The sequence below is a fragment of the Gordonia sp. IEGM753 genome, from assembly GCF_050321825.1.
Lineage (GTDB): Bacteria > Pseudomonadota > Gammaproteobacteria > Pseudomonadales > Pseudomonadaceae > Aquipseudomonas.
Map to the genome: position 1 here is coordinate 321,257 of NZ_JBNQGB010000005.1, position 18,609 is coordinate 339,865.

Annotated in this window: 21 protein-coding genes; 8 read left to right on the top strand and 13 right to left on the bottom strand. The window is 58.0% G+C overall.

Annotated features, from left to right (window positions below; genetic code table 11):
* Positions 1-2 precede the first annotated feature (2 nt).
* From alc to puuE, 3 genes are all read right to left on the bottom strand, one after another.
* Positions 3-998, bottom strand: a complete 996-nt coding sequence (gene alc, locus ACQR3R_RS23860; RefSeq protein WP_428275994.1) for an allantoicase — start codon at positions 996-998, stop codon at positions 3-5.
* Between the two features lie 86 nt (positions 999-1,084).
* A complete protein-coding gene (gene uraD, locus ACQR3R_RS23865; protein ID WP_428275996.1) occupies positions 1,085-1,600 on the bottom strand; it encodes a 2-oxo-4-hydroxy-4-carboxy-5-ureidoimidazoline decarboxylase in 516 nt (171 codons plus the stop codon).
* Positions 1,597-2,523, bottom strand: coding sequence for an allantoinase PuuE (gene puuE / locus ACQR3R_RS23870; RefSeq protein WP_428275998.1), 927 nt, complete (start codon positions 2,521-2,523; stop codon positions 1,597-1,599). The genes uraD and puuE overlap by 4 nt, the downstream gene beginning before the upstream one ends.
* A 430-nt stretch (positions 2,524-2,953) precedes the next feature.
* On the opposite strand from puuE, the gene uraH reads away from it, so the two are divergent.
* Positions 2,954-3,307 (top strand): hydroxyisourate hydrolase, encoded by a 354-nt coding sequence (gene uraH, locus ACQR3R_RS23875; RefSeq protein WP_428276001.1) that lies wholly within the window; start codon positions 2,954-2,956, stop codon positions 3,305-3,307.
* A 313-nt stretch (positions 3,308-3,620) separates the two neighbouring features.
* Here uraH and ACQR3R_RS23880 read toward each other — a convergent pair whose 3' ends face one another.
* From ACQR3R_RS23880 to ACQR3R_RS23890, 3 genes are all read right to left on the bottom strand, one after another.
* Complete coding sequence (locus ACQR3R_RS23880; protein WP_428276003.1) at positions 3,621-4,247, bottom strand: LysE family transporter; 627 nt, start codon at positions 4,245-4,247, stop codon at positions 3,621-3,623.
* Positions 4,248-4,319: 72 nt separating this feature from the next.
* Positions 4,320-5,669 carry a solute carrier family 23 protein gene (locus ACQR3R_RS23885; protein ID WP_428276005.1) on the bottom strand — a complete coding sequence of 450 codons (1,350 nt, stop codon included), beginning with the start codon at positions 5,667-5,669 and terminating at the stop codon, positions 4,320-4,322.
* Positions 5,670-5,965: 296 nt separating this feature from the next.
* The gene (locus ACQR3R_RS23890) at positions 5,966-6,412 is read right to left on the bottom strand and encodes a MarR family transcriptional regulator (protein ID WP_428276007.1); all 447 of its coding nucleotides are present in this window, start codon (positions 6,410-6,412) and stop codon (positions 5,966-5,968) included.
* Positions 6,413-6,494: 82 nt separating this feature from the next.
* Here ACQR3R_RS23890 and ACQR3R_RS23895 point away from each other — a divergent pair, with 82 nt between their 5' ends.
* Positions 6,495-7,661, top strand: a complete 1,167-nt coding sequence (locus tag ACQR3R_RS23895) for an aminotransferase class I/II-fold pyridoxal phosphate-dependent enzyme (protein ID WP_428276009.1) — start codon at positions 6,495-6,497, stop codon at positions 7,659-7,661.
* Between the two features lie 19 nt (positions 7,662-7,680).
* On the opposite strand, the gene ACQR3R_RS23900 is transcribed toward ACQR3R_RS23895, so the two are convergent.
* Positions 7,681-8,052: a glutathione S-transferase N-terminal domain-containing protein gene (locus ACQR3R_RS23900; RefSeq protein ID WP_428276011.1), complete on the bottom strand. Its 372-nt coding sequence runs from the start codon at positions 8,050-8,052 to the stop codon at positions 7,681-7,683.
* A 104-nt stretch (positions 8,053-8,156) separates the two neighbouring features.
* Positions 8,157-8,702, bottom strand: a complete 546-nt coding sequence (gene folE, locus ACQR3R_RS23905; protein WP_010456659.1) for a GTP cyclohydrolase I FolE — start codon at positions 8,700-8,702, stop codon at positions 8,157-8,159.
* Between the two features lie 334 nt (positions 8,703-9,036).
* Between folE and ACQR3R_RS23910 the strand changes: the two genes are divergently transcribed.
* Both ACQR3R_RS23910 and ACQR3R_RS23915 read left to right on the top strand, forming a co-directional pair.
* Positions 9,037-9,738: a c-type cytochrome gene (locus ACQR3R_RS23910; RefSeq protein ID WP_428276014.1), complete on the top strand. Its 702-nt coding sequence runs from the start codon at positions 9,037-9,039 to the stop codon at positions 9,736-9,738.
* Entirely contained in the window at positions 9,735-10,718 is a 984-nt protein-coding gene (locus tag ACQR3R_RS23915) for a c-type cytochrome (protein ID WP_428276016.1), read from the top strand. Before ACQR3R_RS23910 ends, ACQR3R_RS23915 begins: the two co-directional genes overlap by 4 nt.
* 44 nt (positions 10,719-10,762) lie before the next feature.
* Here ACQR3R_RS23915 and ACQR3R_RS23920 read toward each other — a convergent pair whose 3' ends face one another.
* The 3 genes from ACQR3R_RS23920 to ACQR3R_RS23930 form a co-directional block, all read right to left on the bottom strand.
* Complete coding sequence (locus ACQR3R_RS23920; protein WP_428276018.1) at positions 10,763-11,320, bottom strand: Smr/MutS family protein; 558 nt, start codon at positions 11,318-11,320, stop codon at positions 10,763-10,765.
* A gap of 87 nt (positions 11,321-11,407) precedes the next feature.
* Complete coding sequence (locus tag ACQR3R_RS23925) at positions 11,408-11,728, bottom strand: hypothetical protein (protein ID WP_428276020.1); 321 nt, start codon at positions 11,726-11,728, stop codon at positions 11,408-11,410.
* 146 nt (positions 11,729-11,874) lie between these two features.
* Entirely contained in the window at positions 11,875-12,465 is a 591-nt protein-coding gene (locus ACQR3R_RS23930) for an isochorismatase family protein (protein ID WP_428276022.1), read from the bottom strand.
* A gap of 239 nt (positions 12,466-12,704) precedes the next feature.
* On the opposite strand from ACQR3R_RS23930, the gene prmB reads away from it, so the two are divergent.
* Positions 12,705-13,613 (top strand): 50S ribosomal protein L3 N(5)-glutamine methyltransferase, encoded by a 909-nt coding sequence (gene prmB, locus ACQR3R_RS23935; RefSeq protein WP_428276024.1) that lies wholly within the window; start codon positions 12,705-12,707, stop codon positions 13,611-13,613.
* A 120-nt stretch (positions 13,614-13,733) separates the two neighbouring features.
* On the opposite strand, the gene ACQR3R_RS23940 is transcribed toward prmB, so the two are convergent.
* Both ACQR3R_RS23940 and ACQR3R_RS23945 read right to left on the bottom strand, forming a co-directional pair.
* Positions 13,734-14,525: a hypothetical protein gene (locus ACQR3R_RS23940; RefSeq protein ID WP_428276026.1), complete on the bottom strand. Its 792-nt coding sequence runs from the start codon at positions 14,523-14,525 to the stop codon at positions 13,734-13,736.
* A 99-nt stretch (positions 14,526-14,624) separates the two neighbouring features.
* On the bottom strand, positions 14,625-15,575 hold the full coding sequence (locus ACQR3R_RS23945) for an alpha/beta fold hydrolase (protein WP_428276028.1): 951 nt from the start codon (positions 15,573-15,575) through the stop codon (positions 14,625-14,627).
* 133 nt (positions 15,576-15,708) lie between these two features.
* Between ACQR3R_RS23945 and aroC the strand changes: the two genes are divergently transcribed.
* Genes aroC through ACQR3R_RS23960 form a run of 3 tightly spaced genes read left to right on the top strand, consistent with a single transcriptional unit; the run spans position 15,709 to position 18,603 of the window.
* Positions 15,709-16,800 (top strand): chorismate synthase, encoded by a 1,092-nt coding sequence (aroC, locus tag ACQR3R_RS23950; RefSeq protein ID WP_428276030.1) that lies wholly within the window; start codon positions 15,709-15,711, stop codon positions 16,798-16,800.
* Positions 16,801-16,834: 34 nt separating this feature from the next.
* A complete protein-coding gene (locus ACQR3R_RS23955; RefSeq protein ID WP_428276032.1) occupies positions 16,835-17,980 on the top strand; it encodes an MFS transporter in 1,146 nt (381 codons plus the stop codon).
* Entirely contained in the window at positions 17,977-18,603 is a 627-nt protein-coding gene (locus ACQR3R_RS23960) for a methylthioribulose 1-phosphate dehydratase (RefSeq protein ID WP_428276034.1), read from the top strand. The genes ACQR3R_RS23955 and ACQR3R_RS23960 overlap by 4 nt, the downstream gene beginning before the upstream one ends.
* Positions 18,604-18,609 lie beyond the last annotated feature (6 nt).

An 18,609-nucleotide genomic window follows, 5' to 3' on the forward strand; every position in this document is an offset into this window, starting at 1 on the left:
GCTTATTTAGCGACCTTGCCCAATACGCGCAGGCGACTCACGCCGCCGTCCGGGAACACGTTCAGGCGGATGTGGGTGATCGGGCCCAGTGCCTTGATCTGCTCGGCAAAGGTGTGTTCGGCGTGCATTTCCAGTTTCTGTGCCGGCAGCAGTTCGCGCCAGAACAGCGATTGGGTTTCAATCTGGCTGTCGGTGCCGCCCTTCACGAACGCGCCCTGGATGGAGCAGGTGTCCGGGTAGTTGCCCTTGAAGTGCAGGGTGTCGACGATGATTTTCTCGATCTCGCCCGGATGACCCAGTGCGACGATGACCCAGTCATTGCCTGGCGTGCGACGACGTGCAGTTTCCCAGCCGTCGCCCATGTTGATGCCACGGCCAGGGTTGAGGATGTTGCTCATGCGGCCGAAGTGTTCGTCGGAGCAGGCCAGCGCACGGCCACCGTTCAGGGCTGCGGCCAGGTCCACTTGCTCGTTGTCGCCAACCGCCGACCAGTCGCGGAACGGAATGCCGTAGACGCGCAGACGAGCAACACCACCGTCCGGGTAGATGTTGAAACGCAGATGGCTGAACGCCTGGTCGTTGTTGATTTCGTGGAAGTGGTGGTTATTGCCTTGCAGCTCGACCGCCGACAGTACTTCAGTCCACTGGGTTTTTTCGTCCGGCTCGCCGGAGGCCAGGAAGCACGCTTCCAGAGAGGCCGACGGCGGGAAGTTACCGGTGAAGAATGAGGTGTCGATGTCCACGCCTTTGATCGAACCCGGTACGCCCAGGCGGATTACCGCGCTGTCGTAGCCTTCAAAGCGCTTGCGGCGCGACTCCCAGCCGTCCATCCACTTGCCGTTGTCATCGAAAACGCCCTCCTTCCATACGGCCGGGGTCGGCTGAAACAGACGGTTGGCGTCTGCAAACCAGTCATCGGTGACCGAGATGATCTTGGTGCCCAGACGGGCGTCGGCCAGGTTGACGAACTTCTCGAAAGGTACGGCGTAAGCTTTCATTCTTCTTGTCTGCCTTTAATTAGTTGGCTTGGGATGCTTGCAGTGCCCTGGGTGTTTTCGCGTTCTGAACACTCGGGCAAGGCTCGCTATAGGGTCAGTAAACGGAACAGGGCGATCTTGTTGATCTCCGCCAGCGCGCATTTGAATTCGGTGTCGACCGAGTTGTGAATGCGCGTTTCGAACGCCGCGAGGATCTGATGCCGATTGCTGCCTTTTACCGCCATGATGAAGGGAAACTTGAACTTGGCTTTGTAGGCGTCGTTCAGCTCGGTGAAGCGAGAAAACTCTTCGGCCGTGCATTGGTGAATACCGGCGCCAGCCTGTTCATTGGTGCTGGCTTCGGTGAGTTGGCCCTGGACGGCAGCTTTGCCGGCCAGGTCCGGGTGAGCGTTGATCAATGCCAATTGACTGGCGTGATCGGCGCTCAACAGGATGTCGCTCATGCGCTGGTGCAGGGCTTCGATCTCATCGATCGAAGCGTCCTGACCCAGGTCGAAGGCCTTTTCGGCCACCCATGGCGAATGTTCATAGATGTCGGCAAACGCTTCGACAAAAGCCTCGCGGCTCAGGGTCGATGGCTTGAGGGTTTTGAAGTGGCTCATTGGGCGGCCTCTTGGTACGGGTGGGTATCGTGCCAGTGGCGAGCGATGTCGACGCGGCGGGTGAACCACACCTGTTCATGACTTTTAGCGTATTCGATAAAGCGCTTGAGCGAGGCCAGACGCGCCGGACGGCCAATCAGGCGGCAATGCAAACCGATCGAGAGCATTTTCGGTGCTTCTGCGCCTTCGGCGTACAGCACATCGAACGCGTCCTTGAGGTACTCGAAGAAATCGTCGCCCTTGTTGAAACCCTGGACCTGGGTGAAGCGCATGTCGTTGGTGTCCAGGGTGTACGGGATCACCAGGTGCGGCTTGCCGGTCGGGTTGTTCGGTTCCCAGTAGGGCAGGTCGTCGTCGTAGGTGTCGCAGTCATAGAGGAAACCGCCTTCTTCCATCACCAGCCGACGGGTGTTCGGGCCAGTGCGGCCGGTGTACCAGCCCAGCGGACGTTCGCCGGTGAGTTCGGTCAGTACACGAATGGCTTCGAGCATGTGCTCGCGTTCCTGCGCTTCGTCCATGTACTGGTAGTCGATCCAGCGATAACCGTGGCTGCAGATCTCGTGACCGGCATCGACCATCGCGCGGATGACATCCGGGTGGCGCTGGGCGGCCATGGCCACGGCGAAGATGGTCAGCGGAATGTCGAATTCCTTGAACAGCTTCAGAATCCGCCATACACCAGCACGGCTGCCATACTCGTAAAGAGATTCCATGCTCATGTTGCGCGCGCCTTGCAGCGGCTGCGCCGACACCATTTCCGAGAGGAACGCTTCAGATTCTTTGTCGCCGTGCAGGATATTGCGCTCGCCGCCTTCTTCGTAGTTGAGTACGAAAGACAATGCGATGCGGGCATTGCCCGGCCAGTGTGGGTGAGGAGGGTTACTGCCGTAACCGATCAGGTCGCGTGGGTAGTCAGCGCTCACTGCAGTCTTCCTTCTTGTTCGTGACTTATTCAAGGTCGGGGTTGCGTGGCGGCCTGGCGATTAGATAACAGGCTGGCGTCACAGCGATGACTGATTGTATACAACTTTATATCCACTTTGTAAGCCTGAATTTTCGCATTTTTGATGAACTGTCATCTTCCCATGCTACTGCAAGAAACCTGCCCAGTTGGTCAGTTAATGATTGGAAGGTCCGCTGATCCTATGGTTTGGCGTCAAATTGGCGTTGAAATCGTGGATGACGGTACTGGCGTTAAAAATGTCGTTTTTATTGTGTACAATTTTTTTGAAAAGTGTCTTAATCAGTCGCTCGCCGCAGCGTTTCGTGCTCCGAACCGGTGCGGTCTCCTTTTCAACTGACTTCGGGAGGCGCGTGGTCTGGCTGCTAACGGCAGGCAGGCGCGCAGAATCAATGGGACGTTTGACTACTCACGTTTTGGACGCTGCACACGGTTGCCCGGGCAGCTCGATCAAGGTCGAGTTGTACCGCGTTGAAGGTTCGCAGCTGGAATTGGTCGCCAGCGCGATGACCAACAGCGATGGCCGTGTCGATGCGCCGTTGTTACAAGGCGACGACTATCGCACCGGGGTTTATCAGGTTCAGTTTCATGCGGGCGATTACTACCGCGCCCGTGGCGTTCAGCTGCCGGAACCTGCGTTCCTTGATGTGGTGGTACTGCGGTTCGGCATCTCCGCCGAGCAGGATCACTACCACGTGCCGCTGCTGATTTCGCCTTACAGTTATTCCACGTATCGCGGCAGCTGATCCCCCAAGCAGCTGCCTCAACCTGGAAGCGACTGCGCATATAGCTTCTTTGGTCTTTCGCCCGCTCACACTGCGGGCTTTTTTTTTGCCTGTAGAAATGTGGCGCTCATGCCGACCTGATCGCTAGCAGGCTAGCTCCCACATTGGATTTGCAGCATTCACAAAACCCCTGTGGGTGCTGGCAGGCAAGCCCTCACATTGGATTTGTAGCATTCACAAAACCCCTGTAGGAGCTGGCAGGCAAGCCCTCACATTGGATTTTCGGCATTCACAAAACCCTGTGGGAGCTAGCCTGCTAGCGATGCTTTTGCGCTTAGCGGCTTAACAACGACGCAGCGCCCGCACCACCAAACAACGCCGCGCTTACCCGATTAAACCAGCTCTGGCCCTTGCCGCTGCGCAGGTACCGGGCCGCACCATGCGCGCCGAGCCCGTAAGCCAGCTTGCACAACAGGTCCAATACGGTCCAGGTCGCGATCATTATCAGCAACTGTGGCAGGAAGGGTTGTTCTGCACTCAAGAACTGCGGCAGGAATGCAGCGAAGAACAGGATGTCTTTCGGGTTGCTCGCGCCCAGCACAAATGCGCGCCCGAACAGTGCACGAAAACGCGGGATTGGCGCAGCCTGAGGCACTTCCGCGCCCACCGATGGCTGACGCGATTGCTGCCAGCTCTGCCAGGCCAGGTAGAACAGGTACAACGCACCGACAATTTTCAACGCGCTAAACAATTGTTCCGACGCCAGTAACAACGCGCCCAAGCCCAGTGCCGACGCACTGAGCAAGCAGATCGAGGCAATCACACCGCCCAGAAATGCCGGGTACGAACGACGCAAACCGTAATTCAAACTGTTGCTGATCATCAGCAAAGACAGGGGCCCCGGGATCAGGATTACCACCAGCGCAGCGCCACTGAACAGCAGCCAGGTTTCCAGACTCATCACTTTCCTCCATTTGTGCAAAAGCCCCACCCGACGGGGTGAGGCTGATTTGAAACGCTTACTGCGTAACGCTTACAAGAATATGAACTTGGCGATGAAGATCGCGCAGAGCACCCACAGGCTGACGGAAATTTCCTTGTGTCTGCCGGTAAACGCTTTCAACACCACGTAGGTGATAAAACCGAGCGCAATGCCGTCAGCGACCGAGAAGGTCAGCGGCATCATGATCGCGGTAACGATTGCCGGAATGCTGTCGGTCGCTTCGTCCCATTCGATGTGCTTCATGCCGCCCATCATCAGCATCGCCACGTAAATCAGCGCGCCGGCGGTTGCATAAGCGGGGATCATGCCGGCGAGCGGTGCGAAGAACATCGCCGCAATAAATAGCACACCTACGGTCACCGCGGTAAGACCAGTCCGACCACCCGCAGCGACACCGGCAGCACTTTCCACGTAGCTCGTTACGGGCGGCACACCGACCATTGCCCCGAAAACACTGGAGGCGCTGTCGGCTTTCATCGCGCGGGAAAGGTTTTCGATTCGTCCATCAGCATTGACCAGACCGGCGCGCTGTGCGACGCCCATCAGCGTGCCAGCGGTGTCGAACATGTGCACAAACAGGAAGGCCAACACCACACTGATCATGCTGACGTTAAACACGCCGGCGATATTCATGGCCATCCACGTCGGCGCCAGGCTTGGCGGGGCGGACATGATGCCGCCGTAATGCACCAGCCCCAGGCCCCAACCGGCAAGGGTTACGGTGATGATGCTGATCAGGATCGCGCCAAATACCTTGTGGTAGCTGAGCACGGCGATCATCAGGAAGCACACGGCAGCCAGCAATGGACCTGGCTCGCGCAGGGAACCGAGTTTGATCAGGGTGGCCGGGCTGGCGACGATGATGCCGGCGGTTTTCAGACCGATGATCCCCAAAAACAGTCCCACACCAGCGCCCATGGCGTAACGCAGGCTCACTGGAATGCTGTTAAGCAGCCACTCGCGAATCCGCGAGAAGGTCAAAATCATGAACAACACGCCGGACACAAACACCGCACCCAGCGCGGTTTCCCAGTTGTAGCCCATGGTGCCGACCACGGTGTAGGTGAAAAAGGCATTCAGGCCCATGCCCGGTGCCAGGCCGACTGGCCAGTTGGCGTACAGGCCCATCAACAGGCAGCCCAGTGCTGCGGCGATGCACGTAGCGACGAAAGCCGCGCCGTGATCAATCCCGGCGTCGGCCATGATGTTCGGGTTGACGAAGATGATGTAGGCCATGGTGATGAAGGTTGTCAGGCCGGCAATCAACTCGGTCTTCACCGTGGTGCCATGCAAGGTGAGTTTGAAGATGCGCTCCAGCAGGCCGTTTCGTAACGGCGGCGAGAGTTCCAGCGACGGGGCTTCGGATTTGCGGCTTTCCACAGCGAGTACTCCTCAAGAGTTTTATTTTTATTTCCAGGACCGGACCCATGAGGGCGGCAGCGGTCCTTTGAGGCACTTGCGAATTTGTTGACCTGTTGGTCAGGAACTCGCACGCAGTGGATTATGCTTTTGTATACAAATAATGCAAATAATGTTTTTGATTTTGTCGACGAAAAGTTTGGCAATAGGGATATATCGCCTTCGAGGGCCTCATCGCCAGCAGGCTGCTCCCACACTGATCGGTGGTGTACACAGAATTTGTGAGAGCCAGCCTGCTGGCGATGGGGGCAGAACAGTCAATCAACAGCAGTCTGGCTTTTACCCAGCGCCAGATTCACTGCCAGCCATCCGTTCACCGCGGTCTCCCCAGCCTCGGCAAACGCCCGCTCAAGCAGTTTCACCTGCTCGCGGCGCAGTGAGTGTTCGAAGCGTGCGCCGTCTTCGGTCAGTTCCAGCAATCGCTTACGCTTATCTGTTTGTGAGGCCACGCTCTCCACGAGGTGCATTTCCTGCAACTGACGCAACGGAATGTTCAATGCCTGCTTACTGACGCCTAGCAGCGCCAGCAACTCCTTGACGCTCAGGTTTGGATAACGGGCGATGAAAAACACAATGCGCTGATGCACCCGCGACAGGCCGCGACGCTCGAGCATTTCATCAGCCTTGGCGGTAAATGCCTGATAGCCGAAGAAGAACGCTTCCATCGCCTGCTGTTGGCTGACGGGATTTTTAAGGTCAAGCATGTTGACGTTTCCGTTCGAGTTGCCGTAATTTCAGTCAACCAGTTTGACTCATTTTCTTCATGCCTCGCTACCGGTGACCTCCATGGCTTTTTCCGAACGTGTCTCGCGCCTTAAAAGTTCTTTGATCCGTGAAATCCTTGCTGCTGCCCAACGTCCCGAGGTGATGTCGTTCGCTGGTGGCTTGCCGGCCGAAGCCATGTTGCCGAAAGTCGAGTGGGCCGGGATGCCGCTGTCCCTCGGCCAGTACGGTATGAGCGAAGGCGAACCGGCATTGCGTGAGGCGCTGGCGGCACAGGCGAGGGCGCTGGGGCTGGCGTGCGAAGCGAGTCAGGTGCTGGTGGTCAGCGGCTCTCAGCAAACCCTTGATCTGGCAGCCAAGCTGTACATCGACAAGGGCACTGAAATCCTTCTAGAAGCGCCAACCTATCTGGCTGCTTTGCAGATATTCCAGCTATTTGGCGCCGACTGTCTGACCGTGCCGCAAGAGGCTGATGGACCGAACCTCACGCAATTGCGCAGTCGTCTGGAACAGCATCGCCCTGCGTTCATCTATTTGATCCCGACGTTCCAGAACCCGTCCGCCGTGCGTTACAGCGAGGCTAAGCGCGCGGCGGTGGCAGCGTTGCTGGATGAGTTCGGCGTGACCCTGATCGAAGACGAGCCGTACCGTGAACTGACGTTTGATGGCGGCAGCGACAAGCCCATTGCCGGGCGCTTGAAGAAAGCCAGCTGGATCTACACCGGCACGGTATCGAAAACCTTGCTGCCGGGTTTGCGCGTCGGTTATCTGATTGCCAGTCCCGACCTGTTTGGGCACCTGCTCAAACTCAAGCAGTCAGCGGATTTGCACACCAACCGCATCGGCCAATGGCAGGCGCTGCAGTGGATCGGTACGCACAAGTATGAGCAGCACCTGAGTGAATTGCGCGGCTTTTACCGCGAACGGCGCGACGGCTTCCAGTGCGCACTGCAAACCCATTTTTCCGATCTGGCGGACTGGAACGTGCCGCAGGGCGGGTTGTTTTTCTGGCTGACCCTGAAGCAACCGCTGGACACCCGGACCTTGCTCAACGCAGCACTGGCCAACGATGTGGCGTTCATGCCGGGCGAGCCGTTTTTCCCTGATCCGGACAGTAATCAAGGCCATTTGCGCCTGAACTTCAGCCACATCGACCCGGCGCGTCTGGATGAGGGGCTCAAGCGTCTTGCGGCGGTCGTGCGTTCGGCTCAGGCGGCTCAGGCGGCGTAGAAGGGCGCAACGTTACCGGTCAGGCTGCCGCAAACCGCTTGTCCAGATAATCAATGATCACTTTGGATTCATACATCCATGTGGTCTGGCCATTTTCTTCAATGCGCAGGCACGGCACCTTGATCTTGCCGCCTTGCTCCAGCAGCGTCTGGCGATCCAGTTCGTTGTTCTTCGCATCGCGCAACGCTACCGGCACGTTCAAGCGGCGCAGGGTGCGGCGGGTTTTTACGCAGAAAGGGCACGCGTGGAACTGGTACAGGGTCAGGTCCTGAGCGTCGGCTTCGACTTGAGCCTGGGCCGCGGCAGGGCGCTGCTTTTTGCTTGGACGGGTAATGAAGTCAATGAAGATGACCAGTTGGCCGAGGCCGACACGAAGCGCTTTAACGAACACGGTAATAAGCCTCACAGGGGGCAAATAGAAGTCGCGCAGCTTACCTGATTTTTCACGGGCGAAAAAAAACCGGCGATGAATGCCGGTTTTCCTGGTGCTGCAGGTTACTTGATGAGGCTGAGAAACTCGCTGCGGGTGGCAGCGTTTTCGCGAAATTCACCGAGCATCACCGACGTGATCATCGACGAGTTCTGCTTCTCTACACCGCGCATCATCATGCACATGTGCTTGGCCTCGATCACCACAGCAACGCCCAGGGCGCCCGTGACTTGCTGAACGGCGTCGGCGATCTGGCGGCTGAGGTTTTCCTGGATCTGCAGGCGGCGAGCGTACATATCGACGATGCGCGCAACCTTGGACAGGCCCAACACCTTGCCACTCGGAATGTAAGCAACGTGCGCCTTGCCGATAAACGGCAGCAAGTGATGCTCGCACAGCGAGTAGAGCTCGATGTCCTTCACCAGGACCATCTCGCTGTTATCGGAGCTGAACAAAGCGCCGTTGGTGACTTCTTCCAGCGTTTGTTCATAACCACGGCAGAGGTACTGCATGGCTTTGGCGGCACGTTTTGGCGTGTCGAGCAGGCCCTCGCGGGAGACGTCCTCGCCCAATTGGCCGAGAATCGCGGTGTAATTCTGTTCCAGTGTCACAGGGCTGATTCCATAAGGGTTTCAGAGGGGTACTGGTGCTTGTCCGTACCCGTTTTGTACCAATCAAGCTGTTTTCAAGCTTCCCGGCTTCGCTTGGGGCACATGGTAGCGTAAGTGTGCCGGCAGTTGTATTGCCGACGGATGTGAATGACCAAATCAATCGGCGCAGACTGGAATGGCATTTCAGCTGTCCGCCGGATAATCCTGACTATTTGGTCAGCGGCAGAAACAGTTTGACAATATACTTTTGGGGTATAAGGATATTCCTAAATAATATTACAGTGCTTTCAGACGTTGTTGTCCGCCCCCTAAGCCTGGGCGTGGTAGTCGATTGATGCTGTTGGAGAAGCCGAAAAAGGAGTTTAGAGCCATGAATCTTGCAACGAGATTCGGTATCAAGACCAGTATTAGTGCCTGCATATTGATGCTGGCAACTGCCGCAAGCGCCGAGCCCTCAGGGCAGAAAATCTATACGCAGGGTGGCGAGTCACCCGCCGCCATGGCCTGTGGCACTTGTCATGCCGCTAACGCAATGGGCACCGCGAGCGCCGGGTTTCCGCGGTTGGCGGGCCTGCCGCAGGGCTACCTTACCAAGCAGCTAGAAGATTTCCGCTCGGGAAAACGCACCAACGCCGTCATGCAACCCATCGCAACGGCGCTGACTGATGCCGAAGGCAAGTCGGTCGCAAGTTATCTGGCTGCTTTGGATGTTGCCGCGCCCAAGGTTGATATAGACCCCACGGGAAGCATTGGCAGCGACGCTGAGAAGTTGGTGAAACAGGGCGATTGGTCGCGCAATATTCCTGCATGCGTGGCGTGTCACGGAGGCAGTAACACGGGCGTGGGAGAAAGTTTTCCGCCGCTCGTTGGCCAGCCCGGTGCCTACATCGCGGCGCAGTTGAACGCTTGGCGCAGTGGTACGCGCAAGAATGATCCCAATGACCTGATGGGCCATATCGCGCGGTCGCTGAGCGACGCCGAAGTCCGAGACCTGTCGGCGTTTTTCGGCAGTGTGGGCGGGGAGGCTAAACAATGAATTTTCCAACGAAAATACTGATCGGCGTAGCGATTGCAGTGCCGCTATTGGCTGCAAAAACGGTTTACGAAGAACGTGGCATGGCGCCTGTGGCAAAGGATTCAGCTGCACAGCCTGCCGCTGAAACTGCTCACATTGCCCCTGCGGCAGCAGCCGGAGCGGCTCTGCAAACCAGTCTTTCCGGTTTTGCACCACCGCAAGAAGCGGAGCTACCCGACAACGCATTTGGACAGCTGGCGCGTGAAGGGCGGGATATCTTCGTCGACACCCAGAAAAATGCGTCGCAGTACGTTGGCAATGGCCTGAACTGCAGCAATTGTCACCTGGATCAAGGGCGCAAGGCAGATTCGGCGCCGCTGTGGGGGGCTTATGGCATGTACCCGGCCTTCCGGAAAAAGAACAACAAGGTCAATACGTTCACCGAGCGCATGCAGGGCTGTTTTGAATTCAGTATGAATGGCAAGGCGCCGGCAAGTGATAGCCATGTCATGAAGGCGCTCAGCACTTATGCCTATTGGCTGGCGACCAAGGCTCCGATAGGTGTGGACTTGCCTGGACGCCTCTACCCGGTCATTGCGGCTCCGGAGAAAGGCTTCGATCTGGTTAAGGGAAAACAGATTTACGCCGACAACTGCGCGATTTGCCACGGCAATGAAGGGCAGGGCGAGAAGTCTGGAGGGAAATTCGTATTTCCACCACTTTGGGGTAAAGATTCCTACAACTGGGGCGCGGGCATGCACCGTATCAATACGGCTGCCGGATTCATCAAGCAAAACATGCCTTTAGGCAAGGGCGGCTCGCTGACGGATGATGAAGCCTGGCATGTGGCTGCTTACGTCAACAGTCATGAGCGCCCTCAGGACCCACGCCTGGTCGATGGATCGGTCGAGAAGACTCGTGAGAAATACCATAAGGGTGACGGCGTCAACCTGTACGGAGAGACCGTGAACGGCGTGGTAGTGGGTCAGGGGATCAAATAGCGACGGCACACCGCAAGGTTGCGCCACAGTCGGAAGCGACGGCTTTAGTCGTCGCGACCTTCCATCATGGTCCGTTTGAGCATCACGTACACCGCGCCTGCGCCGCCATGTTTGGCTTGGCATGAAGTGAAGCCGAGTACTTGTGAATGCTGGCGCAGCCAGGTGTTGACGTGGCTTTTGATCATCGGGCGCTTGCCATCCAGCCGCACGGCTTTGCCATGCGTGACGCGCACGCAGCGAATTTCGAATTTTGTGGCTTCGGCGAGGAAGGCCCAGAGTGTCTCCCGGGCTTTTTCCACGCTCATGCCGTGCAGGTCCAGGCTGCCTTCGAACGGAATCTGTCCGATCTTGAGCTTGCGCATCTGGCTTTCCTGGACGCCGTCGCGCGCCCACATCAATTCGTCTTCAGGACCGACATCGATGACAAACTGATCGGACAGCCCGTCAACGGTCGTGGCATCGGTGCGCACAGTGGCGGCCTGACGCAGTTTGGCAATTTGCGCGCGGTCAGCTTTAGGTTTGCCGGTTTCGGCGCGATCGTGTTTGATCGGCTTGATGCCTTGGGTCGCGCTTTTAAACAGGGAAAAATCGTCGTCTTGCATGTCAGCCTCCGCGAAGGGCGGCCAGTTTACCCAAGTCGAGCCCCTATCGATAATAATTGGGGCCCATCAAAACGTCGGGGCACTTATTCAGTCGTGCTTTTTCATCAGGTGCGGGGACATGTTCAGCTCTCGCGATTGACGCGAGCGGCGGCGACAACGACGCCACATCCACACGCCGATGTACAACACCAACAGGCCCACGGCCAGGATAATCGCCGAGCCCAACGGACTTGCGTTCAGTTCACCGAGGGCCGGTGGGTGGCCGATCAGGCTGGCAGCGCCGGCCATTGCGAGCAATACACCGCACATCGCCAACAACGCCGCAAACGCTGCGCCAAATCGATATCGCCAGTTGCTTTGGCTTTTGGGCCGCAAGCGGCGTGCGTCAAATCCATCGGATAACTTCATTCCGACCTTCCTCAATGGGTATCGGCCCTTCGACCGGGAGTTGACCTCGATGTTCCTGAAGCTAAGACATTTACGGCAAATGAGAGGCTTTTGCGGATGAGCGGCGGCATGGGCCGCTCATCAAGCGTGGATCAGCGCAGACTGGATCAGATCAGTTCGCAGGTCTGGGCAAGTGTGGCGAAGTTGTCCGCCATGATCGCCATTTCGGTCTGCTGAACGTGCTCGGCGCTTATTACGCCGCCCTTGTAAGGCAAATCGCGCGTGGCGCAGGCATCCTCGACCAGCGTGCAACGAAAGCCCAGGTTCTTTGCCGCGCGCACTGTGGTGCTGACACTGGAGTGGCTCATGAAACCACTCACGATCAAATCCAGTGAGCCCAGGTTTTGCAGGCGGTCCAGCAGTTCGGTGCCATGAAAAGCACTTGGCAGCAATTTGCCGATAATGGTTTCGTCGCCTTGTGGTTCCAGTCCAGGGATGAACTCACCGCGTTCGCCCTGTGGATCAAATAGCCCGCCGACGGTACCAAGGTGACGCACATGCACAATCGGGCGACCCGCTGCACGGGCCGCGCCCAACAATTGCTTGATGTTCGCGACGGCAGCATCCATGCCGCTCAGGGCCAATGGACCGCTGAGGTATTCTTTTTGGGCATCAATGATGACAAGGGTCGCATGGCTCAGATTGGCTGCTGCATAACCGCGGCCGCTGAGTTGAAACATCGTTTTTGGAACGGACATTCTGGGGCTCCTTCGAGTGGGGCTTTTGCGACATTGTCCTCTGGCTGAGCGCTTCTGTGAATCGCTACCATCGTAAGCGGCGTCGTTAGTGGCCCGTAGCCTTGTCAATATGCCAGTTTTGTTCTCTGGCCGAGCAAAAAAACAGATAACTCCTACCTCTGAGGCTGTATTTTTCCAGCGTCGTCGTGGCGCGTTTTGGCTGGTAGAATCGCCAGTCGTTTTTTCTGGAGTTTGCCACCGTGATCACTTCCCGCCTTCGTACCCTGCGCGACCATATTCGTTGGGCCGTCAGCCGCTTCCATGGGGAGGATCTGTTTTTTGGCCATGGGACCGACAATGCATGGGACGAAGCTCGTCAGTTGGTGTTGGGTGCCTTGCACTTGCCATGGGAAATTGCCGACAGTTATCTGGACTGCAATCTCGAAGACGACGAGTTGGTCAAGTTGCAACGCATGCTCAAACGCCGGATTGAAGAGCGTATTCCGACCGCGTACTTGCTGGGCGAGGCATGGTTCTGTGGCATGTCGTTCATCGTTGATGAGCGCGTGCTGATCCCGCGTTCTCCTATCGGCGAGCTGATTGAAAAACGTTTCGAACCGTGGCTGGGCGCCGAGCCTGCGCGCATTCTCGACCTGTGCACCGGTTCCGGCTGCATCGGTATTGCCTGCGCCTACGAGTTCCAGAATGCCGAAGTGGTGCTGGCAGACCTGTCGTTCGAAGCACTTGAGGTGGCCAACAAGAATATCGAGCGCCATGGCGTCGATGAGCGCGTCTACACGGTGCAGGGTGATGGCTTTGATGGCTTGCCCGGCCAGCGATTCGACCTGATCGTGTCGAACCCGCCGTATGTCGATGCCGAAGATTTCGCCGACATGCCGGACGAATACCAGCACGAGCCGGAGCTTGGCCTGGCGTGTGGCGAAGACGGCTTGAACCTGGTTCGCCGCCTGCTCGCGCAAGCTGCAGATCACCTCACGGAGAAGGGCTTAATGATCATTGAGGTCGGCAACAGCCAGGTGCACGTCGAAGCGCTGTACCCGGAAGTGGACTTCGCCTGGCTCGATTTCGAGCGCGGAGGCCACGGCGTATTCATGCTGACCGCAGAGCAATGCCGCAATCACCAAGCGTTGTTTGCTTCGCGCGTGTAAGCCAAATCATTGTGGCGAGGGAGCGTGCTCCCGCTCGGCTGCGCAGCAATCGCAAGCTTTTTGGGGGGCTACGCCTCCCATCGAGGGTAAATTCCCTCGCTACAAGTGCACAAAACGCCTTCAACGGTGCGTAGCAATCCAGATCAACAGCCCTGCCTGAAATACTGCAAACGCCACCAGGCAGGTAATGGTAAAGCGCAGCCCGGCGTCTTCGCGTTTGTACTTGCTGACCTTTTCTTCGTGTTTTTTCAGCTTCACTTCCTGCTCGGCCAGGTTCTGCTCGGCCTGCTGAAGCATGGCGGCCGCTTCGAGAATTTCCACAATCTGCAGTTTCTCGGTGTTCCAGTCGCCCAGCAGGTCGCTGACCTGAACCTCTTTCACACTGCCTTTCAAATGCTGGGCGTCGGCGTACACCACATCAAAGCCGTGCACCCGCAGAAAGTGATCGCGGCGCATGCGTGTGTCTTCGTTCAGCGCATCCTTGTTGTTCAGATCGCTGCCGTCGACGGTGTAGCCGGGCCAGCGCTTCTTCGCCCACGTGATGCCTTGCGCGGCCATGAAACGGCCGATGCCCCGATTCATCGGCTCGATCTGCAAGCCGCTGTCTGGTCCGAAATGCACGCGCCGGGTGCTGTGATCGACCCACACATCCAGATGATTCTGTTCTTTACGCACACGCTGGGCGGGCAGGGTGATGCTCATGCGCATCAGGCTGCGCTGCTTGTCGTTGCGCTCGGCGTAACCGAACTCGACAAAGCGCAATGGGCGGCCACCGGTGTGGCGATCGGTTTTCAGCGGCGCCAGACGGAGCATTTTGTGATGCTCGACGTTAACGTCCGCCCATGGCAGCTCCACCGCTGGCGGCACGTCTTTTTCAACGGTGGTGTCGGGTGAAGTCTGGGTATCAGTCATAACGGCGAGATCCTGTCCAAGCTCAGCTTGCCGCCAGTCTTGGTACTGGCGACAAATGCTTATCGGCCGTTTTTTTCAGGACTGGAGGGCAAACAGCGCTTAACGGGTGCCAAGTCCGTCAATAAACTCGATAATTTTCGTGCCCAGCTCGGCGGCCAGCGGTAATTGCGGATCCTTGTAGGAAGCCAATTGCCGTTTGACATCGTTGGGGACGATGCGCATGACGTGGTTCATGCCTTCAATCACCGCCAGTTCTGCATCGGGTTTGGCCTCTTTGAGCGTGCGGGCGTCGCCGACACCCACCTGAATATCGTTGCTGCCCTGAATGATCAGCGCCGGCATTTTCAGCTTGGCGAATGCGCCGGCAGGGTCCTGGCGAAACAGCGAAATCAGATACGGCTGCACGCTCGGACGGAAAATAACCTGCAATTGCGGCGGCACGTTGTCGTCTGTATGGCCGGCCTTGAGGCTGTCGAGTAATTCATTACTGCGCAGCATCAACGGCGGTGGCAGGCGATTGCTCAGTTGCTGACGCAACACCTGATCGATGGGGCGAGCACTGCCGGACATGGAGATGACTGCTGCGGCGTCAACACTCGGCGCCGCGAGACTGGCGATCAATGCGCCTTCGCTATGGCCCAGCACGATCAATTTGCCGAAGCGCGGATCGGTTTTGAGCTTGCGGCCCCACGCTTCAGCGTCGGCCACATAGGCCTCCACCGACAAATTGCGTTCATCCGGGGTCGCCGCCAGGCTGGCCGCCACGCCACGTTTGTCGTATCGCACGCTGGCGATGTTGTGTTTGGCCAGCACCCAGGCCAGTCGTTTGAGACTGTCGTTGCGTCCGCCATCCGGGTTGTTCCCGTCACGGTCAGTGGGGCCGGAGCCGGAAATGATCAGCACCACCGGTACGGGTGTGTCGGATTTGGGCAGTAACAGCGAGCCGAAAAGCTCACCACTTCCGGTGTCCAGGCTGATCGGGCGTTGCAGGACGGTGGCCTGTACAAAACCGGTAAACAGGGTAAGGCTCAAGGCTAGAACTCGCAGCATCATCACGCCATCATTCACAAAGGTGCCGTTTGGACTCGCGGGGCACCCATAAGGTTCGAGGATGAACTACTTCGGTAGCCTGCGTATACTGGCGCGCATTACGTATTAAGGTTCATTTCACGGAGCGTCCTGCATGTCCGGCAATACCTACGGCAAGTTGTTCACTGTCACCACCGCGGGCGAAAGCCATGGCCCGGCGTTGGTCGCCATTGTCGACGGCTGCCCGCCGGGTCTGGAGATTTCTCTGGAAGATCTGCAGCGTGACCTTGACCGCCGCAAGCCTGGCACCAGCCGCCATACCACTCAGCGCCAGGAAGCCGACGAAGTCGAAATTCTTTCTGGCGTGTTCGAAGGTCGCACCACCGGTTGCGCCATTGGCCTGTTGATCCGCAATACCGACCAGAAATCCAAGGACTACTCGGCGATCAAGGATCTGTTCCGCCCGGCCCACGCCGACTACACCTATCACCACAAATACGGCGAGCGCGATTACCGTGGCGGTGGCCGCAGTTCGGCCCGTGAAACGGCCATGCGCGTGGCGGCCGGTGCGATTGCGAAAAAATACCTGGCCAGCCAAGGCATCGTCATTCGGGGCTACATGAGCCAGCTCGGGCCGATTGAAATCCCGTTCAAGACCTGGGACTCGGTGGAAGACAACGCGTTTTTCAGTCCAGACCCCGACAAAGTGCCGGAGCTTGAAGCCTACATGGACCAGTTGCGCCGCGATCAGGACTCGGTCGGGGCCAAGATCACCGTGGTCGCGGAGGGCGTGATGCCGGGCCTTGGCGAGCCGATCTTCGACCGTCTCGATGCTGAGCTGGCGCATGCGCTGATGAGCATCAACGCAGTCAAGGGTGTGGAAATCGGCGCCGGTTTCGCCAGCGTCGCCCAGCGTGGCACCGAACACCGTGATGAATTGACGCCGCAAGGTTTCCTCAGCAACAACGCCGGCGGCATTTTGGGCGGTATCTCGTCGGGTCAGCCAATCGTTGCGCACCTGGCGCTCAAACCGACGTCGAGTATCACCACGCCGGGGCGTTCGATCGATATCCACGGCAACCCGGTCGACGTCATCACCAAGGGCCGTCACGACCCGTGCGTCGGCATTCGCGCCACGCCGATTGCCGAAGCGATGATGGCCATTGTGCTGATGGATCACCTGCTGCGTCACCGTGGCCAGAACGCCGACGTGCGCGTGAGCACGCCGGTGCTGGGTCAGCTTTAATGGCTGACCTTATTGCCGCTGCGGTCTGAGGACTGTGGCGGCGCTCCCGTACTGGCGGCTTTCCAGTTTCTATCTGTTTTATTTCGCCTTGCTCGGTTCGACAGCGCCGTTTCTGGCGCTGTATTTCGATCACCTGGGTTTTTCCAGTGCGCGCATCGGCGAACTGGTGGCAATCCCGATGCTGATGCGTTGCGTTGCCCCGAACATCTGGGGCTGGCTCGGCGACTATACCGGCCGCCGCTTGGCCATCGTGCGTTTCGGCGCGGTCTGCACGTTGCTGACGTTCTCGCTGATCTTCGTCAGCAAGACCTACGCCTGGCTGGCGATGGTGATGGCGTTGCATGCGTTCTTCTGGCACGCGGTGTTGCCGCAGTTCGAGGTCATCACGCTCGCGCACTTGAAGGGTCAGACGCAGCGTTACAGCCAGATCCGGTTGTGGGGTTCCATCGGTTTCATCATCACTGTGGTCGCGCTGGGTCGGCTGTTCGAGTGGCTCAACCTCGACATTTATCCCGTGGCTTTGGTGGTGATCATGGCCGGGATTGTCGTCAGCAGTCTGTGGGTGCCGAACGCCCAACCGGCATTGGGCCAACGCGAAGCTCAGGACGGCTTTCTACGCCAATTACGCAGCCCTGGCGTGTTGGCCTTTTATGCCTGCGTGGCACTGATGCAGATGAGCCACGGCCCGTATTACACCTTTTTGACGATGCACTTGGAACGACTCGGTTACAGCCGTGGATTGATCGGCATGCTGTGGGCGGTCGGGGTGGTGGCTGAAGTCCTGATGTTCTTGGCCATGAGCAGGATACTGGCGCGTTTTTCGGTGCGCCGGGTGTTGATGGCCAGTTTTCTATTGGCAGCGCTGCGCTGGTTATTGCTAGGCTCGTTCGCCGAGTTTCTGTGGGTGCTACTGTTTGCCCAGGTATTACACGCCGCGACTTTTGGCAGTTTTCATGCGGCTGCCATCCAGTTCGTGCAACGTAGCTTCGGCGCGCGCCAGCAAGGGCAGGGCCAAGCGTTGTACGCAGCGCTGGCCGGAACCGGCGGCGCAATGGGAGCGTTGTATTCCGGCTACAGCTGGAACAGTCTCGGCCCCACATTGACCTTTAGTATTGCCAGCCTCGCAGCCCTCGCGGCTGCCGTTATCATTGCCACACGACTGCAAGAGGACAGGCCATGAGCCTTACCCGTGAACACCTCGCCCAGGAAATCATCGATGCCGGGCGTTTTTTGTATGGCCGCGGCTGGTCGCCGGCCACCAGCAGCAATTATTCGACACGCCTGTCGGCGACCGAAGCGCTGCTGACCGTTTCCGGTAAACATAAAGGCCAGTTGGGCCTGGATGATGTGTTGGCCACCGACCTGTCGGGCAACAGCCTGGAGCCGGGCAAAAAGCCCTCCGCTGAAACCCTGTTGCACACTCAGCTTTACCAGTGGCGCCCACAGATCGGCGCGGTGCTGCACACGCATTCGGTCAACGCCACGGTGCTGTCACGCCTGACGCCACACGACTTCATTGAATTTGAAGACTACGAACTGCAAAAAGCTTTCAGTGGCGTTTCGACCCACGAATCCTTGGTGCGCGTGCCGATTTTCGACAACGACCAGGACATTGCGCGCCTCGCCGCCAAGGTGCAGCCTTGGCTCGACGCCCATCCCGATTGTGTTGGCTATTTGATTCGCGGCCATGGCCTCTACACGTGGGGCGCGCGCATGAGCGATGCGTTGCGGCAGATAGAAGCATTTGAATTTTTGTTCGAGTGCGAGTTGAAGACACGCTCGGTTCTCAACCGCCAAGCATGAACCGTT

Bases quoted from the DNA above. Each gene is read 5' to 3' on its own strand.
- ACQR3R_RS23910 (WP_428276014.1), top strand. From the start codon at position 9,037: ATGCTGTTGGAGAAGCCGAAAAAGGAGTTTAGAGCCATGAATCTTGCA.
- alc (WP_428275994.1), bottom strand. From the start codon at position 998: ATGAAAGCTTACGCCGTACCTTTCGAGAAGTTCGTCAACCTGGCCGAC.
- ACQR3R_RS23890 (WP_428276007.1), bottom strand. From the start codon at position 6,412: ATGCTTGACCTTAAAAATCCCGTCAGCCAACAGCAGGCGATGGAAGCG.
- aroC (WP_428276030.1), top strand. From the start codon at position 15,709: ATGTCCGGCAATACCTACGGCAAGTTGTTCACTGTCACCACCGCGGGC.
- ACQR3R_RS23915 (WP_428276016.1), top strand. From the start codon at position 9,735: ATGAATTTTCCAACGAAAATACTGATCGGCGTAGCGATTGCAGTGCCG.
- ACQR3R_RS23880 (WP_428276003.1), bottom strand. From the start codon at position 4,247: ATGAGTCTGGAAACCTGGCTGCTGTTCAGTGGCGCTGCGCTGGTGGTA.
- ACQR3R_RS23920 (WP_428276018.1), bottom strand. From the start codon at position 11,320: ATGCAAGACGACGATTTTTCCCTGTTTAAAAGCGCGACCCAAGGCATC.
- ACQR3R_RS23930 (WP_428276022.1), bottom strand. From the start codon at position 12,465: ATGTCCGTTCCAAAAACGATGTTTCAACTCAGCGGCCGCGGTTATGCA.
- uraD (WP_428275996.1), bottom strand. From the start codon at position 1,600: ATGAGCCACTTCAAAACCCTCAAGCCATCGACCCTGAGCCGCGAGGCT.
- ACQR3R_RS23960 (WP_428276034.1), top strand. From the start codon at position 17,977: ATGAGCCTTACCCGTGAACACCTCGCCCAGGAAATCATCGATGCCGGG.
- ACQR3R_RS23895 (WP_428276009.1), top strand. From the start codon at position 6,495: ATGGCTTTTTCCGAACGTGTCTCGCGCCTTAAAAGTTCTTTGATCCGT.
- ACQR3R_RS23925 (WP_428276020.1), bottom strand. From the start codon at position 11,728: ATGAAGTTATCCGATGGATTTGACGCACGCCGCTTGCGGCCCAAAAGC.
- uraH (WP_428276001.1), top strand. From the start codon at position 2,954: ATGGGACGTTTGACTACTCACGTTTTGGACGCTGCACACGGTTGCCCG.
- ACQR3R_RS23945 (WP_428276028.1), bottom strand. From the start codon at position 15,575: ATGCTGCGAGTTCTAGCCTTGAGCCTTACCCTGTTTACCGGTTTTGTA.
- ACQR3R_RS23940 (WP_428276026.1), bottom strand. From the start codon at position 14,525: ATGACTGATACCCAGACTTCACCCGACACCACCGTTGAAAAAGACGTG.